We start from the raw sequence: 16,789 nt of genomic DNA on the forward strand, positions 1-16,789 counted from the left end.
GGTACGATAATGTCCGATAATACAGACCCTGACACAATTGCCTATCAAGCTCAAGGTCATATCGACACCACCCTCTTGACTAGTACAGGTACTGGCGGAATACTGAGCGTCGGCTACTTCAACAATGGCCCGCTCATTAATTATCTCAACCACGACGAGCACCTCCAGCACATTGTTACAAACCACACAAAAGGGGTTAAGATAGAATGGGATAGCGGGACCGAACTTATTTCGCCAGCAAGTAAATATCGGACCGCTGGGCTCGTCACTGACAAGCGCGTCCTCTTCATTGTTGGTCAAAACAATGGCGATGAACTCTACGAGGTCCCTCTCACTCGCGTTGAGTTCGCTCACGCGATTACAGGCATTATCAAGAGCAAACTCATCGTCGTATGTCGTGACGTCACCTATTATATGTACACCCGAAAGGGTGACAACACCGAAGCAGTAGCAGAGTTTATCCAGACGGCCGCAGGGGATGCAACCAATGCAACTGACAAATCTGAAACTAAAAAGAAAACAAAAGCTGAAACTGTGACCAAAGTAGACAACAACCCTTCGCGGCCCTTATCAGGAGTGTCGACTGACTCCACGCCCTTAGATGAAAATGCATCAGCATCTTCTAAGGTTGCCGACTCACCAATCAAAGCCGAGAATAAAACGGAAGAAACTGATGACACCAGCGATTCAGCACATAGAACCGAATCTGAGTCGGCAAGCGCTGATAATACCAGTACATCCTCGCTCTTTCCTGATGAAGTGCCGCCATTGCCACCAACTCACGCAGTCGCCTCCCTCGACGAGGATGCAGGCCAATATATCGATTCCGCACGCAGACATCTGCGTGATAAAAAAGAAACTGACGGTCAAACAGCCCTCATTCGGGCCCACACTGATCTTTGTACCGCGCTTGATCATCTCCACTCTACAGACGGCGAGGCTATCGAGAAGATCAACTGCATCACTACGGAGCTTGAAAATGACCTTACAGAAACTGTCCAGACAACTGAGACAGTCAAAAATCCATATGAGTGTAATCAACTTGAAAAAGAATTCGGCGAGGACAAGACGCCAGCTGACGAACCAAAAAAAGAAGAGAGCGGAACTATGAGAGACCCTGGGAGCACCTCGCAGTCGATCGAGATCTACGTCCAAGACCCGGATGAATCTCCAATTGGTGGGGCACAGGTGACTCTTGACAATACCCCGTTCCAGATAACGGGCAAAACCGACTCGCAAGGACGATGCGTATTGACGATGCCCAGCACGCCTGACGAAGGGACGACCAAACTCTCAGTAGATCACCCCGACTTCGAGTCAACATCAGGACTAGTATCCATCAGACCTGGTCGAGTTTACGACATCCGGCTGGAAACCGAAACCAGTGAAACAGAGGATACACCTCCCTCGGAGCGTACGGACGCAGAATCGGTGACCGCCACAGCCGATGATACCCCTTCTCGTCCCAACTTGCTTTCAGAACTGAACCGATTAAACAACACCAGGTCTCGTGATGTTGACCGGCGACTGATGTTCACCGTTGGTGAATATCATCCTGATGATTATGTAGCCGAATTTGGCAGTTGGGACGATGCACTATCCGCAGCTAACATCGGTGAAACAGTAGAGTCTAACTCCGGCTCGGAAGACCCTGACCCAGCAACGACGGACGATGACCCAGCAGCTGAACAGGATCAAAATAAATCCTCGCAGTCTACGAAAAAGGAAGATCCACTGGAACAGGCGCTCCGCGAGGTGGGACTTGCTGAATGTGCTAATGAGAGTTCCCAGAAGAGTGGAAATCCAGATAACCAACGTCGGACGGAACTGATCGAAGAGTTGCAAGAACTCGACGAACGGTGGTCCAATATCAATCGAAAACTGTTGTACTCGATAGGAGACAGCCATCCAGATGAGTATGAGGAGGAATTTGGGAGTCTCGATGCTGCACTGTCTGCGGCTGGCATCGGTGAGACTGCGGACTCCAACTCCGAGACGAGAAGACCTGGTGCGGTAGCAGATGATGACTCGTCAGAAGACAAGAACCAAGCCACATCTATACAGTCCACGGAAGAAGAAAATGAACTGGAGCAGGCACATCGAGGAACGGGCCTGACTGACGATTCCCATGAGGAAGCTGATGAAAATGAAACTTCAGTCAACCGGCGTCAGACAGAACTAATTGAAGAATTGCAAGAACTCGATGAGCGGTGGTCCGATATCGATCGAAAGCTGCTGTACTCGGTAGGTGACAACCATCCAGACGAGTACGAGGAAGAATTTGGGAGTCTCGATGCTGCATTGTCCGCATCTGGCATTAGTGAGACTGCAGACCGAGAGGCAGAAAGCTCTAACGAAACAACGACCGAAAGTGATTCACAAGAATCATCAGGGACATTAAACAGTGACGAAATATCAATCCCAGAGGGGCGAGTGGACACGCTTAAAATCACTGTTCTCGAACTCGATGCAGATCCCGGGCGGCGTCGAGATGCTCGCCTACGAATTCAAACGGAGGATGGTGCCGAGGTCCCTCTCGATATATGGTCGACGCATGATATCAAAACCGATTGGGAAGTCGGTGAGACGTACACACTCGAGCAGTCCCGACACAAAGTTTGGGATACTGACTCGGGCCCACGCCACGAATTCAGTAGCACAAAAGACCTTCACGTCTCGCCAGTCAATGGCGAAAGTGCGAACAATAGACAGCAAACTGACTCCGGCGAACATTTCTCTAACACAAGCCAGGAACTTGTTGGAACGCCGAACCCAACTAAAGAGGACTACATACAAGCAATAAAACGTGTTGCAGACACGAACGATCGGGTGGTGAAAGCAACCGATGTCAGGGATCGAAGCGTATATTCAGTACAGGAGATCTCCAATGCATTTGGATCATGGCAGGCAGCTCTCGATGCAGCAGATGTCGATAACGAGACCCGACTTCTCCGCGAGCTCAACCGAGTTGCCGACGAATTAGGTCACCAGCCATCAACAATTGAAATGAACCGACATAGCCACGTAAGTGCAACGCTATACTCGAACTACTTTGGGTCATATACCGAAGCTGTCGAAAAAGCCTTTTCTGACACTAAAAGATCTCAGTTAGCAGACATCGGTTCCAAAAATACTGACGGTGATATTGACCCAGACAAATCTGGTGTGAAAGAAGACGAGAAGAAGGAAGATAAAAAAGACGATAACATTCTTGAAGACATAGTGAGCGAGTTCTCTGAGCTAGATTAATATTAAATAGTTGTTATGAATGTGCTGATATCGACACAACGAGTTAGTGCTGTTTAGGCGCCTTCTTCGAAATCCGCCATAATCTCTGCGAGAAGAGTTTGTCGGCTTTCGTTGTCCTCTTGATCATCCCAGTCTTGAATATAATTTAGAACAGCATTTGTCGGATTTCCTTTTATATCGCCGAATTCTGCCTCAAGGATATCTGCACCGCCAGCTGCATACATTGTAAGCGTTTTTAATTGAAGCTCAGGGTTGATTAGCGCTTCAGAATCATTATGATGTTGATAGGCGATCGCTGCGGCAACAGCGCGATAGAGATCTTTATTTGAAAAGTGCATCCATAGCATCTCACTATCACCCTTGTAATTTTGTGTCTCACATCGATCCTTTGCATATCCGACACAGGCAGAGAACACAAAGAAATCAACGTAGCTATTGAATACGTTGTGCTCGTCAACCATTTGATCGTAGATTTCAGTTTGCTTGTATGGACGTCGGACTGTTGCGCTTGAGCTCATATTATTTTTCACCTGCTGGGATTTCGCGAACTTTTTCGATACGAGATCGTGGATAAGAACCTTCCCCTGACCCGTCATCGTATTCGATCCTGTATTCCTCTCCAATGATATCTGTCATTTCTTCTTCCACGGGTCCCTCCCATTGTGAATCTGTCGCAAACACGACAACCTGATCTGCTAGCTGAGGAATAATTCGGCTGATTTCGCGACGGTGCTGCTTATCTAATGCACCGAACGGAGAATCCATTACGATCGGATAAATACCACCAGAAAAGTACAGCTTTTCTGAATCTTTGTTATTCCGCTCTTTGGCAATAGAGACAAGACTCCCAATAAAGGCTAAACTCGCAATTTGCCGTTCGCCTCGTGATTTATTCACCTCAACTTCATCTCCCCCGTACTTCTCACGAATCTTAAGTTCAAAATTATCCGTAATTTCCGCGACATAACTACTCTTCGTAGCGACTGTTTCGAAGGTTTCTTTCACGCGGTCATTCGACCAGGTTCGCACAGTATGTTGGAGTTCCTGGAACGAAGATTCGATATTACGTCGGGCGTGCTCGGTTGCTTTCATTCGCTTCCGGGCAAGAGTAGCTTCGGCAACCTCTTCTTTTGCCTCATCAATTTCTTCCTTCAATTCTTCAAGATCTTCTTCAAACAATTCCTTTTCATTTTCGTGTTGATCGATTTGTTCTTTAAGAGTAGCTCGCTTTTCAATTTTCTGTCGGCGACTTGATTCGAGTTCTTGAGGTGACTCGTCTGTTTCGGGATTATATCCTTCTGTTCCCGAAATCTGGGTGCTGAGTTCATCGATTTCTTCGTTTACGTTTTCAATCTTGTCTCGGATGTTCTTTCGTTGTTCGACTTTTTTCTGAACGGATTCAAAAAACTCTTCGCGGTCCTCTTGAATTAACCCAATACGGGTGATGAGTTGGATCGCAGCGTTATCAACTCCATCAGGGGTGTCATCGTTTTTGTATCCTGCAACTCGTTGGTAATATTCTGTATTCGGCTTGAGATCCCTGCCACAAATACAGGTCTGATCGTCTAAGAGATCGTTAACTAACTGATTATCAAGTTCAGATGGGATTTTCCCTTCCTCTCGGAGCCGGTCGATATCCTTCGCTGTCTCCTCAATAGCTCCCATAGCAAAGGGAAGATAACCTTTTGTGGAAATTTGAGACTGAATATCGTTGTTTATCTCTTCTTTTGTCGATAGTAAATTTAATCTTTGTTCCTCGAGCTGTTCGCGGTGTTGCTGAAGTTCAGCAGTATCCCCAATTTTCTCAAGACGGTTATCGATCTCATCGATCTCTTGCTTGAGATTGTTCCGGAACTCTCTTTTGTCCTCTATTTTGACCTCGATATCCTCAATATCATCTCGGAGATCCTGTTTTTGTTGGATCAGTTCTTGGAGTTGATCACTTCCGTATTTTTTAACTGTCTCCTCGAATCTACCCTCTACTTTCTTGAGGTGGTCGATCGATCGTTCCAGAACAGTGAGCCCCATTATGTTTTGAATGGCACTCTTGATCTCACCCTGTTCGTTTGTACCGCTGAGACGATCGATGTATTCGCCGTCAAAAAGGAAAAGGTCACTAAGTCGTTGTGGGAGGATCTGCTCGACCCGGTTATTTGGGTTGCTAACCGACTCCATATGGCCGCTACTGGACTGTTCTTTGAGCGTAATACCTTCATCGACAGTATTTCCGTCAAAATCTCTTTCAGTCTGTTTTTCGAAGACCGCAAACCGCTCGAGTTCGAAATCGACGCTATCGTGTTCGAAATCGATTTCAATACGGACTTCTACCTCACCACCTGGGTCGGTTCCGGCCATCTTGCCCTGGTTGGGCAGCCGGTAAGGTTCATTTTCGAAAGCAGCATTTCCGAACAATCCCCACCGAAGTGCATCCAATAGGGTCGTTTTCCCAGATCCATTCTGACCATGGACGACAGTAACGTTGTGACTGGATTCTTGTGAGAAGGTTAGTTCTTCATCAACAAACGGACGAAAATTCTGGAGATAAAGACGTTTAAATCGCATGGATCAATCCGCTTTCTCTGATATATCCGCTTCAGTGATCTCCTCCTCAATGATTTTTTGGAGGTCTTGAATAATACTGGGTGGCCGTTGGTAATGTAGCTGGTTCATTTCTTCACGTAGTACACGGTCTTGAATTTTCTTGATAGCTTTATCGTCAATCTGCATCTCGGAATCAGCCATTGTGCGAAGTATGTTGAGACCAGTGTATAATACTTTGGTCACTACATTTGTCTCAGATTGTACTTTTTCTTTAAGTCTTTTAGAGACTTAGAACTGGTCGGGATACCTTGAACATCAGCATCTGGATGGTTTCGTGCTGAATCTGCGAATAATTGCACTCGCTCTAGTTCTTTTTGAATCATATTTCGCTCTGTCTTGAACTGCGTATCATCGAGTAGTTCCGGGCGAACTCGATTCGGTGGGGCTACAATAAAATCATGGATGACTGCATACTGCTTTCCAGGATACTGTCGAAGAATTCGACCTCGTCGCTGAATAAATTGACGAGGATTTGATGAGCTTGCTAGAATATATGCAGTTTGCGTCGCCGGAACATCAACCCCCTCGTCTAAACACCGAATCGCAACAAGTGCCTGCAGATCACCATTCTCGAACTGGTTGAGCAAATCTTCTCGTTCATTTTGTGACTCACGAGCCGTGAATCGATTAACTCGAAGGCCAATATCATCACGAAGTAACTCAACAGTAGCATCGACATGTCGCTTTGTGTCTCCCGTCAATTCGTCTTCAACAGATCCATCTCCACAATATACAAGTGTGTGATTGAGCGAATTTTGATATTGAATCAGATCCTGTAGTTTATAGAGCTTCTCTCGTGCGGTCCCTATGAGTCGTGCTCTTTTGAAAAGTGCGTGTTTCAGCGTTGTATTCCCTTGAAGATCTGCATCGCCAAGATCCTTGTTCATTCGAGAGGCTAATCGGGCAATCGTTGTTGAAAGGGCCTCATACTTTTCAGCTTCTTCCGGTGTTAACTCTATAATGTGTGGTATATAATAATACTCGCAAAGAGCACCATTTTCGATCGCTTCCGAGAGTGAATATTCGAATACGATGCCATCCCCAAAGTACGAAAATAATTCTTCAGTTCCTTCATCGTCATACCAGCGGTTTGGTGTTGCTGACAGTCCGAGACGAAGATCAATTGCTTCAGGAAGTGATCCGAGATGCTGGGGCGCCCCCAGATGATGTACTTCATCTGCAATGAGCATCTTCTCGATCCGGTTGAGCCGAGACAAGGCCTTTTGGAATGGTGTCATCGCAAAGGTAGCATGCGTCGTTATAACCACAAGAGACTCTCGAACGCCCATATTAAATTCCATGAATTCGCGTTCGAGTTGTTCTTGCCATTGAGAACGGGATTTATACGCGAGGATAGGTTCTACACCGAAGTCACGAACATCCTCTGCCCATTGATCGACAAGGTGCTGGTAGGGTACAGCAATAATAAGTGCAAGCTGATCGTCCAGATGTTCTGCAACTTGGCTAGCAGTAAGCAGTGAAGTTACTGTCTTTCCAGTTCCAGTGGCCATATTATAAATCCCTTTGCCGTTAGATTTTAACCACGCTGTTACAGCCTTACTCTGATAGGGGCGAGCTTCCACCCAGTCTGGAGCTTGGAGTTGGTCTGTCACAAATCATCACTTTGTATTAGTAGTTGCATTCCTTTTCCTATATTTGATCTTTACCCGAAGCCGGTATATTCTCACTCAGTGATTTTTCGATCGCTTCCCAAAGCTGTTGCTTGACTAGCCTCTTAAACTCGCTGTATGTTTCACTGTTTCGTCCGGTAGGCAATTCAATTATTTTTGTCTCGAGCCCATTCTTTAATTCGCATCCACCTTCTTTAGATACCAATCGATCTGGATATATGAGCGCTCCTGGACACATATGTGTATTTTGATAGGCAGCGATCTGGTAAAAATCCTGATTTTGTGGTTTGCCAGTTTTCCACTTTGCATCGCCGACAAACTGGATATTCTGATCCGCATCTCGGAGTGCAATATCAGGCTTAATATCAACATCATAACTGCCACTCGCAAGTAGACTGCCAGTTTGTTCCTGAATGAGGGCGCGATATTCTGTAAGGTCAGATACGATGTCGGTGAATGCATTCTCAACTACCTTTTCAAATATTGTATTCATGTTTACAAGGAGGGAGAACGCCATGTTATGACCACTACGGAAATCTTCGACAAATGAATTCATTATCACCATTTCTACTAATCGAAGAATATCTTTGTAATGAGCCGTAAGCCGCGATACGTCGAGTGTTTTTACCTGTTGTACGGTTATTGGAGTGAGAGTGACCCGCTTTTGTAATCGCTGTTCATATCGACCAAGGCGCCTCGCCAGTGTGCTATCCGTGAGATAGGGTGTTAATAATGATGCGGCGTACAGGAGCGCGCGATTGAGGGGTATATCGTGTGTTAATTCGTCGTACGTACATTCGAACTTCGTTGTTGTACTTGGATGCTGTTGAAGTTGTTGATGAATATTCAAACGCCCACGGAGATAACGCTCGCTAGTAGAGACGGTGTGATACCCTTTTGCAAGACCCTGTCTGAACACTCGTTCTAGTTCAGTTTCAAAAAGCGTTGCAATTGCCTCAATAAAATTAGGACCCTCTGCGATTAGGGTTCGTTGTTCATATGTATTACTTTCTACACCATACGCATATCGCAATAAGTAGAGAAGATTTGCCCCTTCCACTTTTGGAAGGATTTCGATAGTAGGACCGTCTGGAAATGAGATCACACCTACATATTGTCTAGATTTTAGTTTTACTTTTTGTGAGGAAGTGTGGACAACATCAATACGTGGTGATGACACATTAAATTCTGTCCGAAGTGTTTGAAGATCTCGTGACGAGAGCTTCAATGGTTTTGTTTCGCTATGCTCTCTAAGAGAAATGTCATATATCCCCCCTGAATCTTTCTGTACGAAGTTACTCATGCTTGTTAGTATTTATCTGGCTAGATTGTTTCCTCAGAAGTTCTGGTATGTTTTGATCGGTCAGTTTTATTAGAAAGATTGCAAGTTCGTGTGGTGAAAAGTCACGTATTTCCTCCGTCTTCCAATTGATTAAATGTTCCCCTTCACCTGCAAACAGATCCTCACGGATTCGATCAAACTGACTATAGTAATATTCTTCTAGCAATGGCAGAATTTCGTACTGCCACGTATCTGCAATAGCAGTTTCATCTTCAAGGTTTAACAAATAAGTATGACCAATCTGTTTGCCCTTATCCATATCTGGCGACTCGAGAATACGACTATTGAGTTGCTTGATCCCGAGAATAGAGAGTGCCCGTAATGCCGTCTCGAGCTCAGTTTCCGGCGAAAGAGCGTTGATCGCAGTGTCTATGTCTTCGTCGAACCCATTTTTATCTAAAAGTAACGAGTAATCTGGTGTAAATGACAAAAATCGAAATCGGCGGCGAATAGCAGTATCCACCAACGCAATTGATCGATCGGCAGTGTTCATTGTTCCAATTAGGTAGAGGTTCGGCGGGATACTAAACGGCTTTCCAGAGTGAGCAAGGTCTGTTACGGTATGGTTTGTTTCATCAATGCGCTTATCAGCTTCGAGTATAGTAATTAATTCTCCAAATATTTGTGAAAGATTCCCTCGATTAAGTTCATCAATAATAAGAACGTATCTCGGCACTTCTTTTGATGACTTGCTATCCTCGTATGCGCTGATCGCATCTTCGCAGATATCTCGAAAAATCCCTTTTTGAATGGAGTATTCGACTGAACCATCGGCACCCGATTTTGCAGTCAAGCCTTCAACGAAATCTTCATAAGAAAATGATGGATGGAAGGTTACTGTCCGAATTTGATCAGTTGTTGCACGAATGGTATCTTGCTGTGCAACCCACCATTGTGCAAACCGTTGCGCAGTATACGTCTTACTCGTCCCAGGTGGTCCATAGAAAACCAATTGCTTTGTCTTCTGTAACTGTCGCTCAATGCGTGAGGCCTCTTTTGGAGGCTCTGGAGGGTCAATATACGATGGAGTTTCAGATGGGTCTGTATCCCCTTCGTCGGGAAATCTAATCGTATATGCTCCCTGGTTTAGAATTTTGAACTTCTCTGCTGTGAAATTCATCTGGAAGTCACACCGTTGTTGCAGATCGCGAATGAGAACGACAAAGAGTGTCTCGGACCCAGACAAATCTTCGAGGTGGCCTGCTCTGAGCTCTACTGCTAGTGTTGCTAATCGAGGCTGAAAGTCCTTATAAAGATCGACGAGTTGTTTCAACTTCGCCGCAGCTTCCCAGGAAAGAGTTGCTTCAACTTCTAATTCTTCAAGTGCGTCAGTCCATCCTCCAATAACGGCATCCGCAGGCTGCTGGATAAGCCATTCTTCTTGATTCGTCTCTTGAAGACGATTTCTAACATCCACATATGCGTCACCAACTGTTTCATAAGCTGGACCCTCTTTTTGGATTTTAGCATCATCAACAATCGTATTATAATCTTCTTGATTGATTTTGGTTATTTTATTTCGGTCGGAGAAGTCCGTCTTGAGAGTGTTTTCAATAGCGCCGAGTGCAATAGGTTCGATCTCGTCATACTCTTCGATTGTCACTCTGTAATGCGTAGCGCCGTCGTGTTCTTCAGATGTGATGGCACCAATCTCGCCTTTTGCGTAAAATTGGTTATTTTTAAGATAGACGAATCGAGCGCAGTCTTCGGCTTCGATGAGTTGTAGAGACTCAGGTGTCCCTTCTCGAAAACTGTATACTTCACTTGGATCGTCGTTATATTCACTATTTTCCACCCGAAGAATGAACCACCTCTCTGCTTCTATTCCAGAGTTATTCAATTTGATCACCTCTGAATTGTAATGGTAGCATCCTGATTCTTTTGGTTGTCCTACTCTCGGGCATTATCCGAATTAGCCTTGCTAGAAGGACTTCGAGAAGACTATTGACACCAACTATGGGTTGAATTGAGAGTACTGTTCACACTATCGATAACCTCTGTTTTTTTGAACTCAGTGTCCCTAAATCAGACAGGGGCATATTTAACAAATATCACCTCAAACCAAAGCAGTTCGATACTTTTTATCACCGATAGTCGTCGAAAGTCCGTTGTTCAATGAACGGGTCAAAATTCGAAACTATGATATCAGTAGCACCAATGTTTGTACGCTGCGTTTCATCGCTATTGATTCGACGCTCACCATTGATCGTGGTGATCCGAAACTCTTCATAAAAATCTTCATGTTCGACATAAAACTTCTCTGCTGATGGTCCATTTGTAATAAGCACATCAGTCCCACGACGATTCAATTCTAGGGCTAATTCTCTCAATTCGATCTGTTCCTCTTCGCCAAAGCCACTAGGATCATACTGATTGAATTGTGCAGTTTTAGACTCTTCTGGATAAGGAGGGTCAAAGAACACAAGATCATTCTCGTCGGCGTGTTTCCCAACATAGTTAAAATCTTTAGAAGTGATGGTCGTATTCTTAAGAACTTGATAGCCTTTTCGAATCTGGCCCTCAATATTGGAAATTCTGGTCCACTTCGAGCCCATCGGTACATTAAATTCACCATCTCTATTAGTCCGGTATAGACTGTTCCAACAAGTTCTGTTGAGAAATAACATTAGTACTGCTTCGCGGAACTGGTCACGGCATTCTCCTGAGTCTGTTCGCAGCGAATTGAATTCATTGCGGTACTCATAATAGATCTCTTTTTGTTCTTCTTGTACCAGATTTTCAAGTTCGTGATCGAACTCACGGTTTTCTTCGATGATACGCTCTGGATAATCTCTGACTTGCCGATAAAAATTCATCAGGCGCGAATTGATGTCATTGATATACCCGTTTGCGGGTTCGAGTGAAAAAAATACTGCTCCGCCGCCGAAGAAAGGCTCATAGTAGGTATCGAACCTGTTTTTTGGAGGGAGACGGCGCAGAATGTCATCTAATAAATGTCGCTTGCCGCCGGCCCACGAGAGTATTGGTTCCGCCATCTATTTAGAAGGAGTGACACCCAGAAAACTTAAAATCCACCATCTGCCGGGCATACACTATCACTCAGACAATTTTCCACTGGCAATCGAGTCAAATTGCAGTTCGAGTTCCTCCCAAATGATTTCGTCAACTGCATCGGTTTCGAGTTCAAGCAGTTGGCACAGTTCGGGACGTGAAACATCTAACACTTTTGCGCCACGTTCGTCATCAGAGTCCCCACCGAAGACAAGAAAGAGTTCGGCCGATTCATGTGTAATATTCTCTTCCTTAACTGTTTGACCTGTATGTACATGACCAATTCCATTCCCGTCGGATTGCCCTACTTCAATGAGTTCTGAATCGTTATCCATTTCAGCCGGTCTGAGAGGGATATCTTTCGTGATACTATCTTGTTGAGAAGGGATGTCTCCCTCATGTTTCTCCATATACTCGCGATATCTCGGACGTTGCCACTCCTCCAGATTGTCAGGATAATAAACTCCGTGTTCGAGATGGACTCGAGCGAGTTCACTTATCCGGCCAGCTGCCTGGTGAGGGTTATCCAACACATCGTCTGTCGGCGAGTCCGTAACGGAGGCCAAGTTATCGATATTTCGGTTGCTCTCCTGAATAAGCTGACTCTCGTATGCAGGTTCCTCCCACGGTTCGAGAGACTCTACTCCGGAGATCCGGAGCTTCGCGTGAGAAGCTGCTTTTCGCCTGATTTCAGAAACTTGTGGCAGATCAGTATTTGGACGATGATGTGACACGACACGCTCACGGTCAGCATAATCTAATCTGACGGGCTGTCCGTTGTTGATTGCAAATTCATGATCAGTATCGAAGGGTTCGACGAACGCCGTAGGGATCTTATCTGCGTCCAACTGATAGTAGTCTTGAACTGTCCGACGAACCCAATTGTAGACGCCTCGTGAATCCGCTGTACCTCGCATAATAGGATTATGCGGATCAATCGAAGACTTTTGTGTATCCCAAGGTAACATTTGACCATCTCCAACTGTCTCGAGTTCCAGAATTACCTTGAGACGCTCATGTCGTGCGCTGAAGTTCTCTAATCGGTCTTTTCCGGCACCATAGCCACCTTTTTCGTTGCGGAGACACGATGCTACCTTCCGTTTTTGGCAATAAATATCCGTTCCGGCATTCTGGGAGTCTTTCTTTCTTAAGAGACCAACGGTAATATGCAAAACCACTGGTTCTTCCATGTCTGGAGTCGTTACGGTTATATTTTCGAAACGGCGTGGATGGACCCCGTCAAATGGTGAAAAAGACCAGTCCGGGACCCCCTCTGGTTCAACAGGGACCCCGTTTACACGGATGGTGAGATCATATGTTGTCTCGTGAACCTGCTGTAGTTCGTCACAGAGAAAAAGATTGTATGCTTCGCCGAGCGTCTCACGGAGAAGAACACTGGTACTGTCATCCCATTCGTAATTTAAATCTTCAATTAGAAGTTCGGTAACTCCAGGTTCGATATCGGTTGTTTGGTTTATTGGAACGGTCCAATCGTGATCATCTTCGAACCAGTCTTCGGTTATCCGGTACGTCCAACCGGTATCAGCGTTTGTAGCACGAGATGATATTCGAAATGGAACGCCTAAGTTTACAAGACTCTTTTTAGCGCCAACGCCATATGTTCCTATTGACCCAGAAATAGACTCCTTAGCTGTATGGCCGAGGCCAAACAACATCGCTGCATCTTCTCTGGGAATACCGCCAGCATTGTCTCGTATACTCAAGGTTGTTGATTTGCCATTTTGATTTACCGATATATCAATTGTCATACGGTCTTCTCGATTGCTTGTACGTTTCCAAGCGTCAAGCGCGTTATCGCAGAGCTCCAGGCAAGCGGTTTCCAGATTCACGTCAGATTTGAGTGCAGTGAGCGTGTCTTTCGTGGGGAGCAGCTGCGCCTGCTGAGATATAGTACTACTATGGCGCTGAGTCATCTCTTGTCGTATCACGTGATCGTAGTCTAGATAAATGTTCGCCTTTTTTTCTGCTGACTCTGTTGAAATATTCACGAAACAACAAGTTGTTCATGCTAACTGTTAGTATAGCTGACCTGCCGAGTACTCGACAACATCCTTACGACTCTGGTGAATCGCATGACTGCGTAGACTTTGACCGTCAGAACTAGGGGTTGAAGCGGGAAACGGCTGCTCTATGTCCAAAATTTCCCGCTTTACTCGGAAAGTACTAAAAGTGCTGTTGGTGGCCGAGGTGAATCCGCCGCCCCGCAGGATGGCGGCGGATTTGCTGACTCCGCCGTTGTTTCGCTCCATTGTCTGCGGATTTACTTGGAGAAGTCCTACCGCGAAGTGCTTGATCTTTTGAGCGAGATGCCACAAATATTGGCGGAGATCGGCCTTGGTGACATCCTCCTCGCCGTTCACGGCGAGGCTTCCCTACCGCAGTTGGGATATTTATGATTTGCAGCTGCTCGCTTGTTCAGCGAACGTCCCCTGTCCACGACTCTGGTCGTGTTCTCCACGACGGAACAGGTTGACTACTGGACGTGCCACACGCCCGCTACTCCTATCCTCTGTAGATCGAGGATTCAGAGTTACCTTTTCTGCTTGGTCTAACCGACGCCGAATGTTCTCCGCACCATTCGAATCGGCGTTCATCGCGGCCTCACACCCACGACAGACGTATAAGCCGCACTCAACACGGTTGGCGTCTCGTTTCTGCCACAACGCGAACACGTCTTTGACGTGTCTCGCTCGCTCACTATGACCACAGTGATACCTTCGGCTTTCGCCTTGTATGTGAGTAAGTTCGTGAAGCGGTCGAATGCCCATCCGTGCAAGCCCTCGTTGCCACGGTCGCCCCAGTTCCGAGCCTCACCAGTCTCGTCGTCTTCGCGGATGCCTTCGAGGTTGCCGACAGCAATTGTCCCGATACCTCGTTCAACACACTCTGCAACGATGTGTTTCGGACGGCGTGTAGGTAGTGCGACCGACGCTCAGAACGCTTCTTGCGGAGTCTCAAGGCATTGTTCGAGCGAGACCTGCAGAAGCATCGTCAACTCCACGGCTTTGAGCAAGATGACGCCGGAGAGATAATGAAAATGAGTTAGCGCTGCCAGTGACGCAAGTCACGAGCGATCGCAGTTGCTGTATCAGGATCAAAGCGAGTTTCGTTCTGTGTGAGCTTGTCTGCAATCGCATCCTCAACGTCGATATTCAGTTCATTGGCCATACTCAAACAGTAAATCATCACATCGGCTAGTTCTTCCCGAGACCGCTCCCGGAGGTCGTCGTCATCGAGAATGCGATCTACAGAAACGTTATCATGCCATTGATAGAGTTCGACTAGTTCGCTCGCTTCGACCGAGATTGCCATCGCGAGGTTCTTTGGGGTGTGAAACTCTTCCCACTCTCGTTCGCCAATGAACTCGAGGTATCGATTCTGTAATTCGTTGATGTCCTCGGACATGTGTCAGCCATCAAAACGCAGTCTAAAGAAAACAGCGAGAGGTTAGATAGCTCACTACCTGTCCAGTAGAGCTATGTTGTATGTCTTTGATTTCGTTAGGTATGGTGGTACACCGACGGGATTTCTTCCGACTCGCAACTGTCTCTGGAGCGATAGGTCTATCTGGGTGCGTCGAACAGAATAGGGGTCTAACTGAGAACGAGAGACAGAATGAAGAATATAATGAGGGCAATATATCGTCAGAATTAACTGACAAGAAACCAACTGATGAGGAGCCAGTTGATAAGGAACCGACCGACCGAGAGCCAACTAACGAGGAGTCGACTGACGGGAAACCGGTTCTCAGAGATATTTCGTTAGAAACCATTGACATGAACAATGGTACGGAACTTCAACTCACTGTTCTTGCTGAATCGGATATTACTGTAAACTGGCTGCATATCAGTCTTGAAGGACCAAACGGAAACATTCGAGGTGGCGGTCAAGGTTGGGAATTCAGGGAAGTGAAAGATGGCGTCTGGGAAACCGAATGGACGTACATAGTTTCAGACGAGGCCGCAAGTGGTGAGTATTACTTCTCTCGGATTCGCGTTGAGAATGAGGCCGATTTGGTATCAGAACTGTGGCCCGACGAACCGAGTGCGACTATTCAAACTGATGCCGTTCCCGAGAAACCAGTTCTGACCGACGTTTCGTTAGATGCCGTTGAGGTTAGTGATGACACTAAACTTCAGTTGACGGTCATCGCTGAGTCAAATGTGCCTGTAAACTGGCTGCATATCAGTTTTGAAGGACCAAACGGAAACATTCGAGGTGGCGGTCAAGGGTGGGAGTTCACCAAGGTGAAGGAGGGTGTTTGGAAAACCGAATGGACCTATACCGTCTCGGATGAGGCGGCGAGTGGTGAGTATTACTTCTCTCGGATTCACGTCGAAAATGAAGGAAATTTGGAATCAGATCCATGGTCCGAAGATGTCGGCGTAACTATTGAAACAGATGCCGACCCTGAAGTGCCGATACTCAAGGACGTTTCACTAGAAACCGCTAATGTTAGTGAGGGTACGGAACTTCAGCTCACTGTTCTTGCTGAATCGAATGTTACTGTAAATTGGCTGCATATCAGTCTTGAAGGACCAAACGGAAACATTCGAGGCGGTGGCCAAGGGTGGGAATTCAGGGAAGTGAAAGATCGGTACTTCCCGAACGTCGCTTCGTGAACTGTGCTGAGTCATGGACGAACAGAGCGAATTCCGGTGTGGTAACTGAGTGAACAGGAAATAGAATCCACGGATGAGGAGAAGTGAAGTAAGAAGGCTGAGATACGCTGTTCTAGGCGAATGCTGTTGCTCACCAGGAGCTTGCCCAAGGCCGCGGGCTGGCGTCAGCCCGCGGCCGGCGCGTATGCTTCTGGCACACCTGTTCCGTTCATCTCGATCTCCCAACTCCGCTCTAGCTCTTCCTCTAATGCATGTCTGATCCAGTCAGAGAAGGTCTTGAACGTGAATTCCTCGGGCAGGTCGCGCCCGCC

Annotated in this window: 11 protein-coding genes and 3 pseudogenes; 3 read left to right on the forward strand and 11 right to left on the reverse strand. The window is 46.3% G+C overall.

Translation table 11 applies throughout. From position 1 onward, the window contains the following. Window positions 1-9 precede the first annotated feature (9 nt). Window positions 10-3,249, forward strand: a complete 3,240-nt coding sequence (locus tag BW940_RS17475) for a homing endonuclease associated repeat-containing protein (RefSeq protein ID WP_076610479.1) — start codon at window positions 10-12, stop codon at window positions 3,247-3,249. A gap of 53 nt (window positions 3,250-3,302) precedes the next feature. Here BW940_RS17475 and BW940_RS17480 read toward each other — a convergent pair whose 3' ends face one another. From BW940_RS17480 to BW940_RS17510, 8 genes are all read right to left on the reverse strand, one after another. Beyond that, the gene (locus BW940_RS17480) at window positions 3,303-3,710 is read right to left on the reverse strand and encodes a hypothetical protein (RefSeq protein WP_076610480.1); all 408 of its coding nucleotides are present in this window, start codon (window positions 3,708-3,710) and stop codon (window positions 3,303-3,305) included. A 58-nt stretch (window positions 3,711-3,768) separates the two neighbouring features. Then, window positions 3,769-5,811, reverse strand: a complete 2,043-nt coding sequence (locus BW940_RS17485; RefSeq protein ID WP_076610481.1) for an AAA family ATPase — start codon at window positions 5,809-5,811, stop codon at window positions 3,769-3,771. Window positions 5,812-5,814: 3 nt separating this feature from the next. After that, window positions 5,815-5,991, reverse strand: a complete 177-nt coding sequence (locus BW940_RS21565; protein WP_159440184.1) for a hypothetical protein — start codon at window positions 5,989-5,991, stop codon at window positions 5,815-5,817. A gap of 41 nt (window positions 5,992-6,032) precedes the next feature. Further along, entirely contained in the window at window positions 6,033-7,463 is a 1,431-nt protein-coding gene (locus tag BW940_RS17490) for a DEAD/DEAH box helicase family protein (protein WP_076610482.1), read from the reverse strand. A 37-nt stretch (window positions 7,464-7,500) separates the two neighbouring features. Next, window positions 7,501-8,784 carry an McrC family protein gene (locus tag BW940_RS17495; protein WP_084776802.1) on the reverse strand — a complete coding sequence of 428 codons (1,284 nt, stop codon included), beginning with the start codon at window positions 8,782-8,784 and terminating at the stop codon, window positions 7,501-7,503. After that, window positions 8,777-10,618 (reverse strand): McrB family protein, encoded by a 1,842-nt coding sequence (locus BW940_RS17500; RefSeq protein ID WP_143823928.1) that lies wholly within the window; start codon window positions 10,616-10,618, stop codon window positions 8,777-8,779. Before BW940_RS17500 ends, BW940_RS17495 begins: the two co-directional genes overlap by 8 nt. A 289-nt stretch (window positions 10,619-10,907) precedes the next feature. Next, the gene (locus BW940_RS17505; RefSeq protein WP_076610485.1) at window positions 10,908-11,819 is read right to left on the reverse strand and encodes a DNA adenine methylase; all 912 of its coding nucleotides are present in this window, start codon (window positions 11,817-11,819) and stop codon (window positions 10,908-10,910) included. Window positions 11,820-11,879: 60 nt separating this feature from the next. Beyond that, on the reverse strand, window positions 11,880-13,769 hold the full coding sequence (locus tag BW940_RS17510) for an ATP-binding protein (protein ID WP_076610486.1): 1,890 nt from the start codon (window positions 13,767-13,769) through the stop codon (window positions 11,880-11,882). Window positions 13,770-13,986: 217 nt separating this feature from the next. On the opposite strand from BW940_RS17510, the pseudogene BW940_RS17515 reads away from it, so the two are divergent. Next, a pseudogene (locus BW940_RS17515) lies at window positions 13,987-14,192 on the forward strand (IS5/IS1182 family transposase); the annotation flags it as partial. 54 nt (window positions 14,193-14,246) lie between these two features. On the opposite strand, the pseudogene BW940_RS22155 reads toward BW940_RS17515, so the two are convergent. Both BW940_RS22155 and BW940_RS17525 read right to left on the reverse strand, forming a co-directional pair. Beyond that, a pseudogene (locus BW940_RS22155) lies at window positions 14,247-14,826 on the reverse strand (RNA-guided endonuclease TnpB family protein); the annotation flags it as partial. Window positions 14,827-14,898: 72 nt separating this feature from the next. Beyond that, window positions 14,899-15,261, reverse strand: a complete 363-nt coding sequence (locus tag BW940_RS17525; RefSeq protein WP_076610487.1) for a nucleotide pyrophosphohydrolase — start codon at window positions 15,259-15,261, stop codon at window positions 14,899-14,901. A 101-nt stretch (window positions 15,262-15,362) separates the two neighbouring features. Between BW940_RS17525 and BW940_RS17530 the strand changes: the two genes are divergently transcribed. After that, window positions 15,363-16,478 carry a hypothetical protein gene (locus BW940_RS17530; protein ID WP_076610488.1) on the forward strand — a complete coding sequence of 372 codons (1,116 nt, stop codon included), beginning with the start codon at window positions 15,363-15,365 and terminating at the stop codon, window positions 16,476-16,478. 164 nt (window positions 16,479-16,642) lie between these two features. Here BW940_RS17530 and BW940_RS21175 read toward each other — a convergent pair. Further along, window positions 16,643-16,789 (reverse strand): annotated as a pseudogene (locus BW940_RS21175) (ISH3 family transposase); the annotation flags it as partial.

It is taken from the genome of Natronorubrum thiooxidans, assembly GCF_900156475.1.
Taxonomy (GTDB): Archaea; Halobacteriota; Halobacteria; order Halobacteriales; family Natrialbaceae; genus Natronorubrum; species Natronorubrum thiooxidans.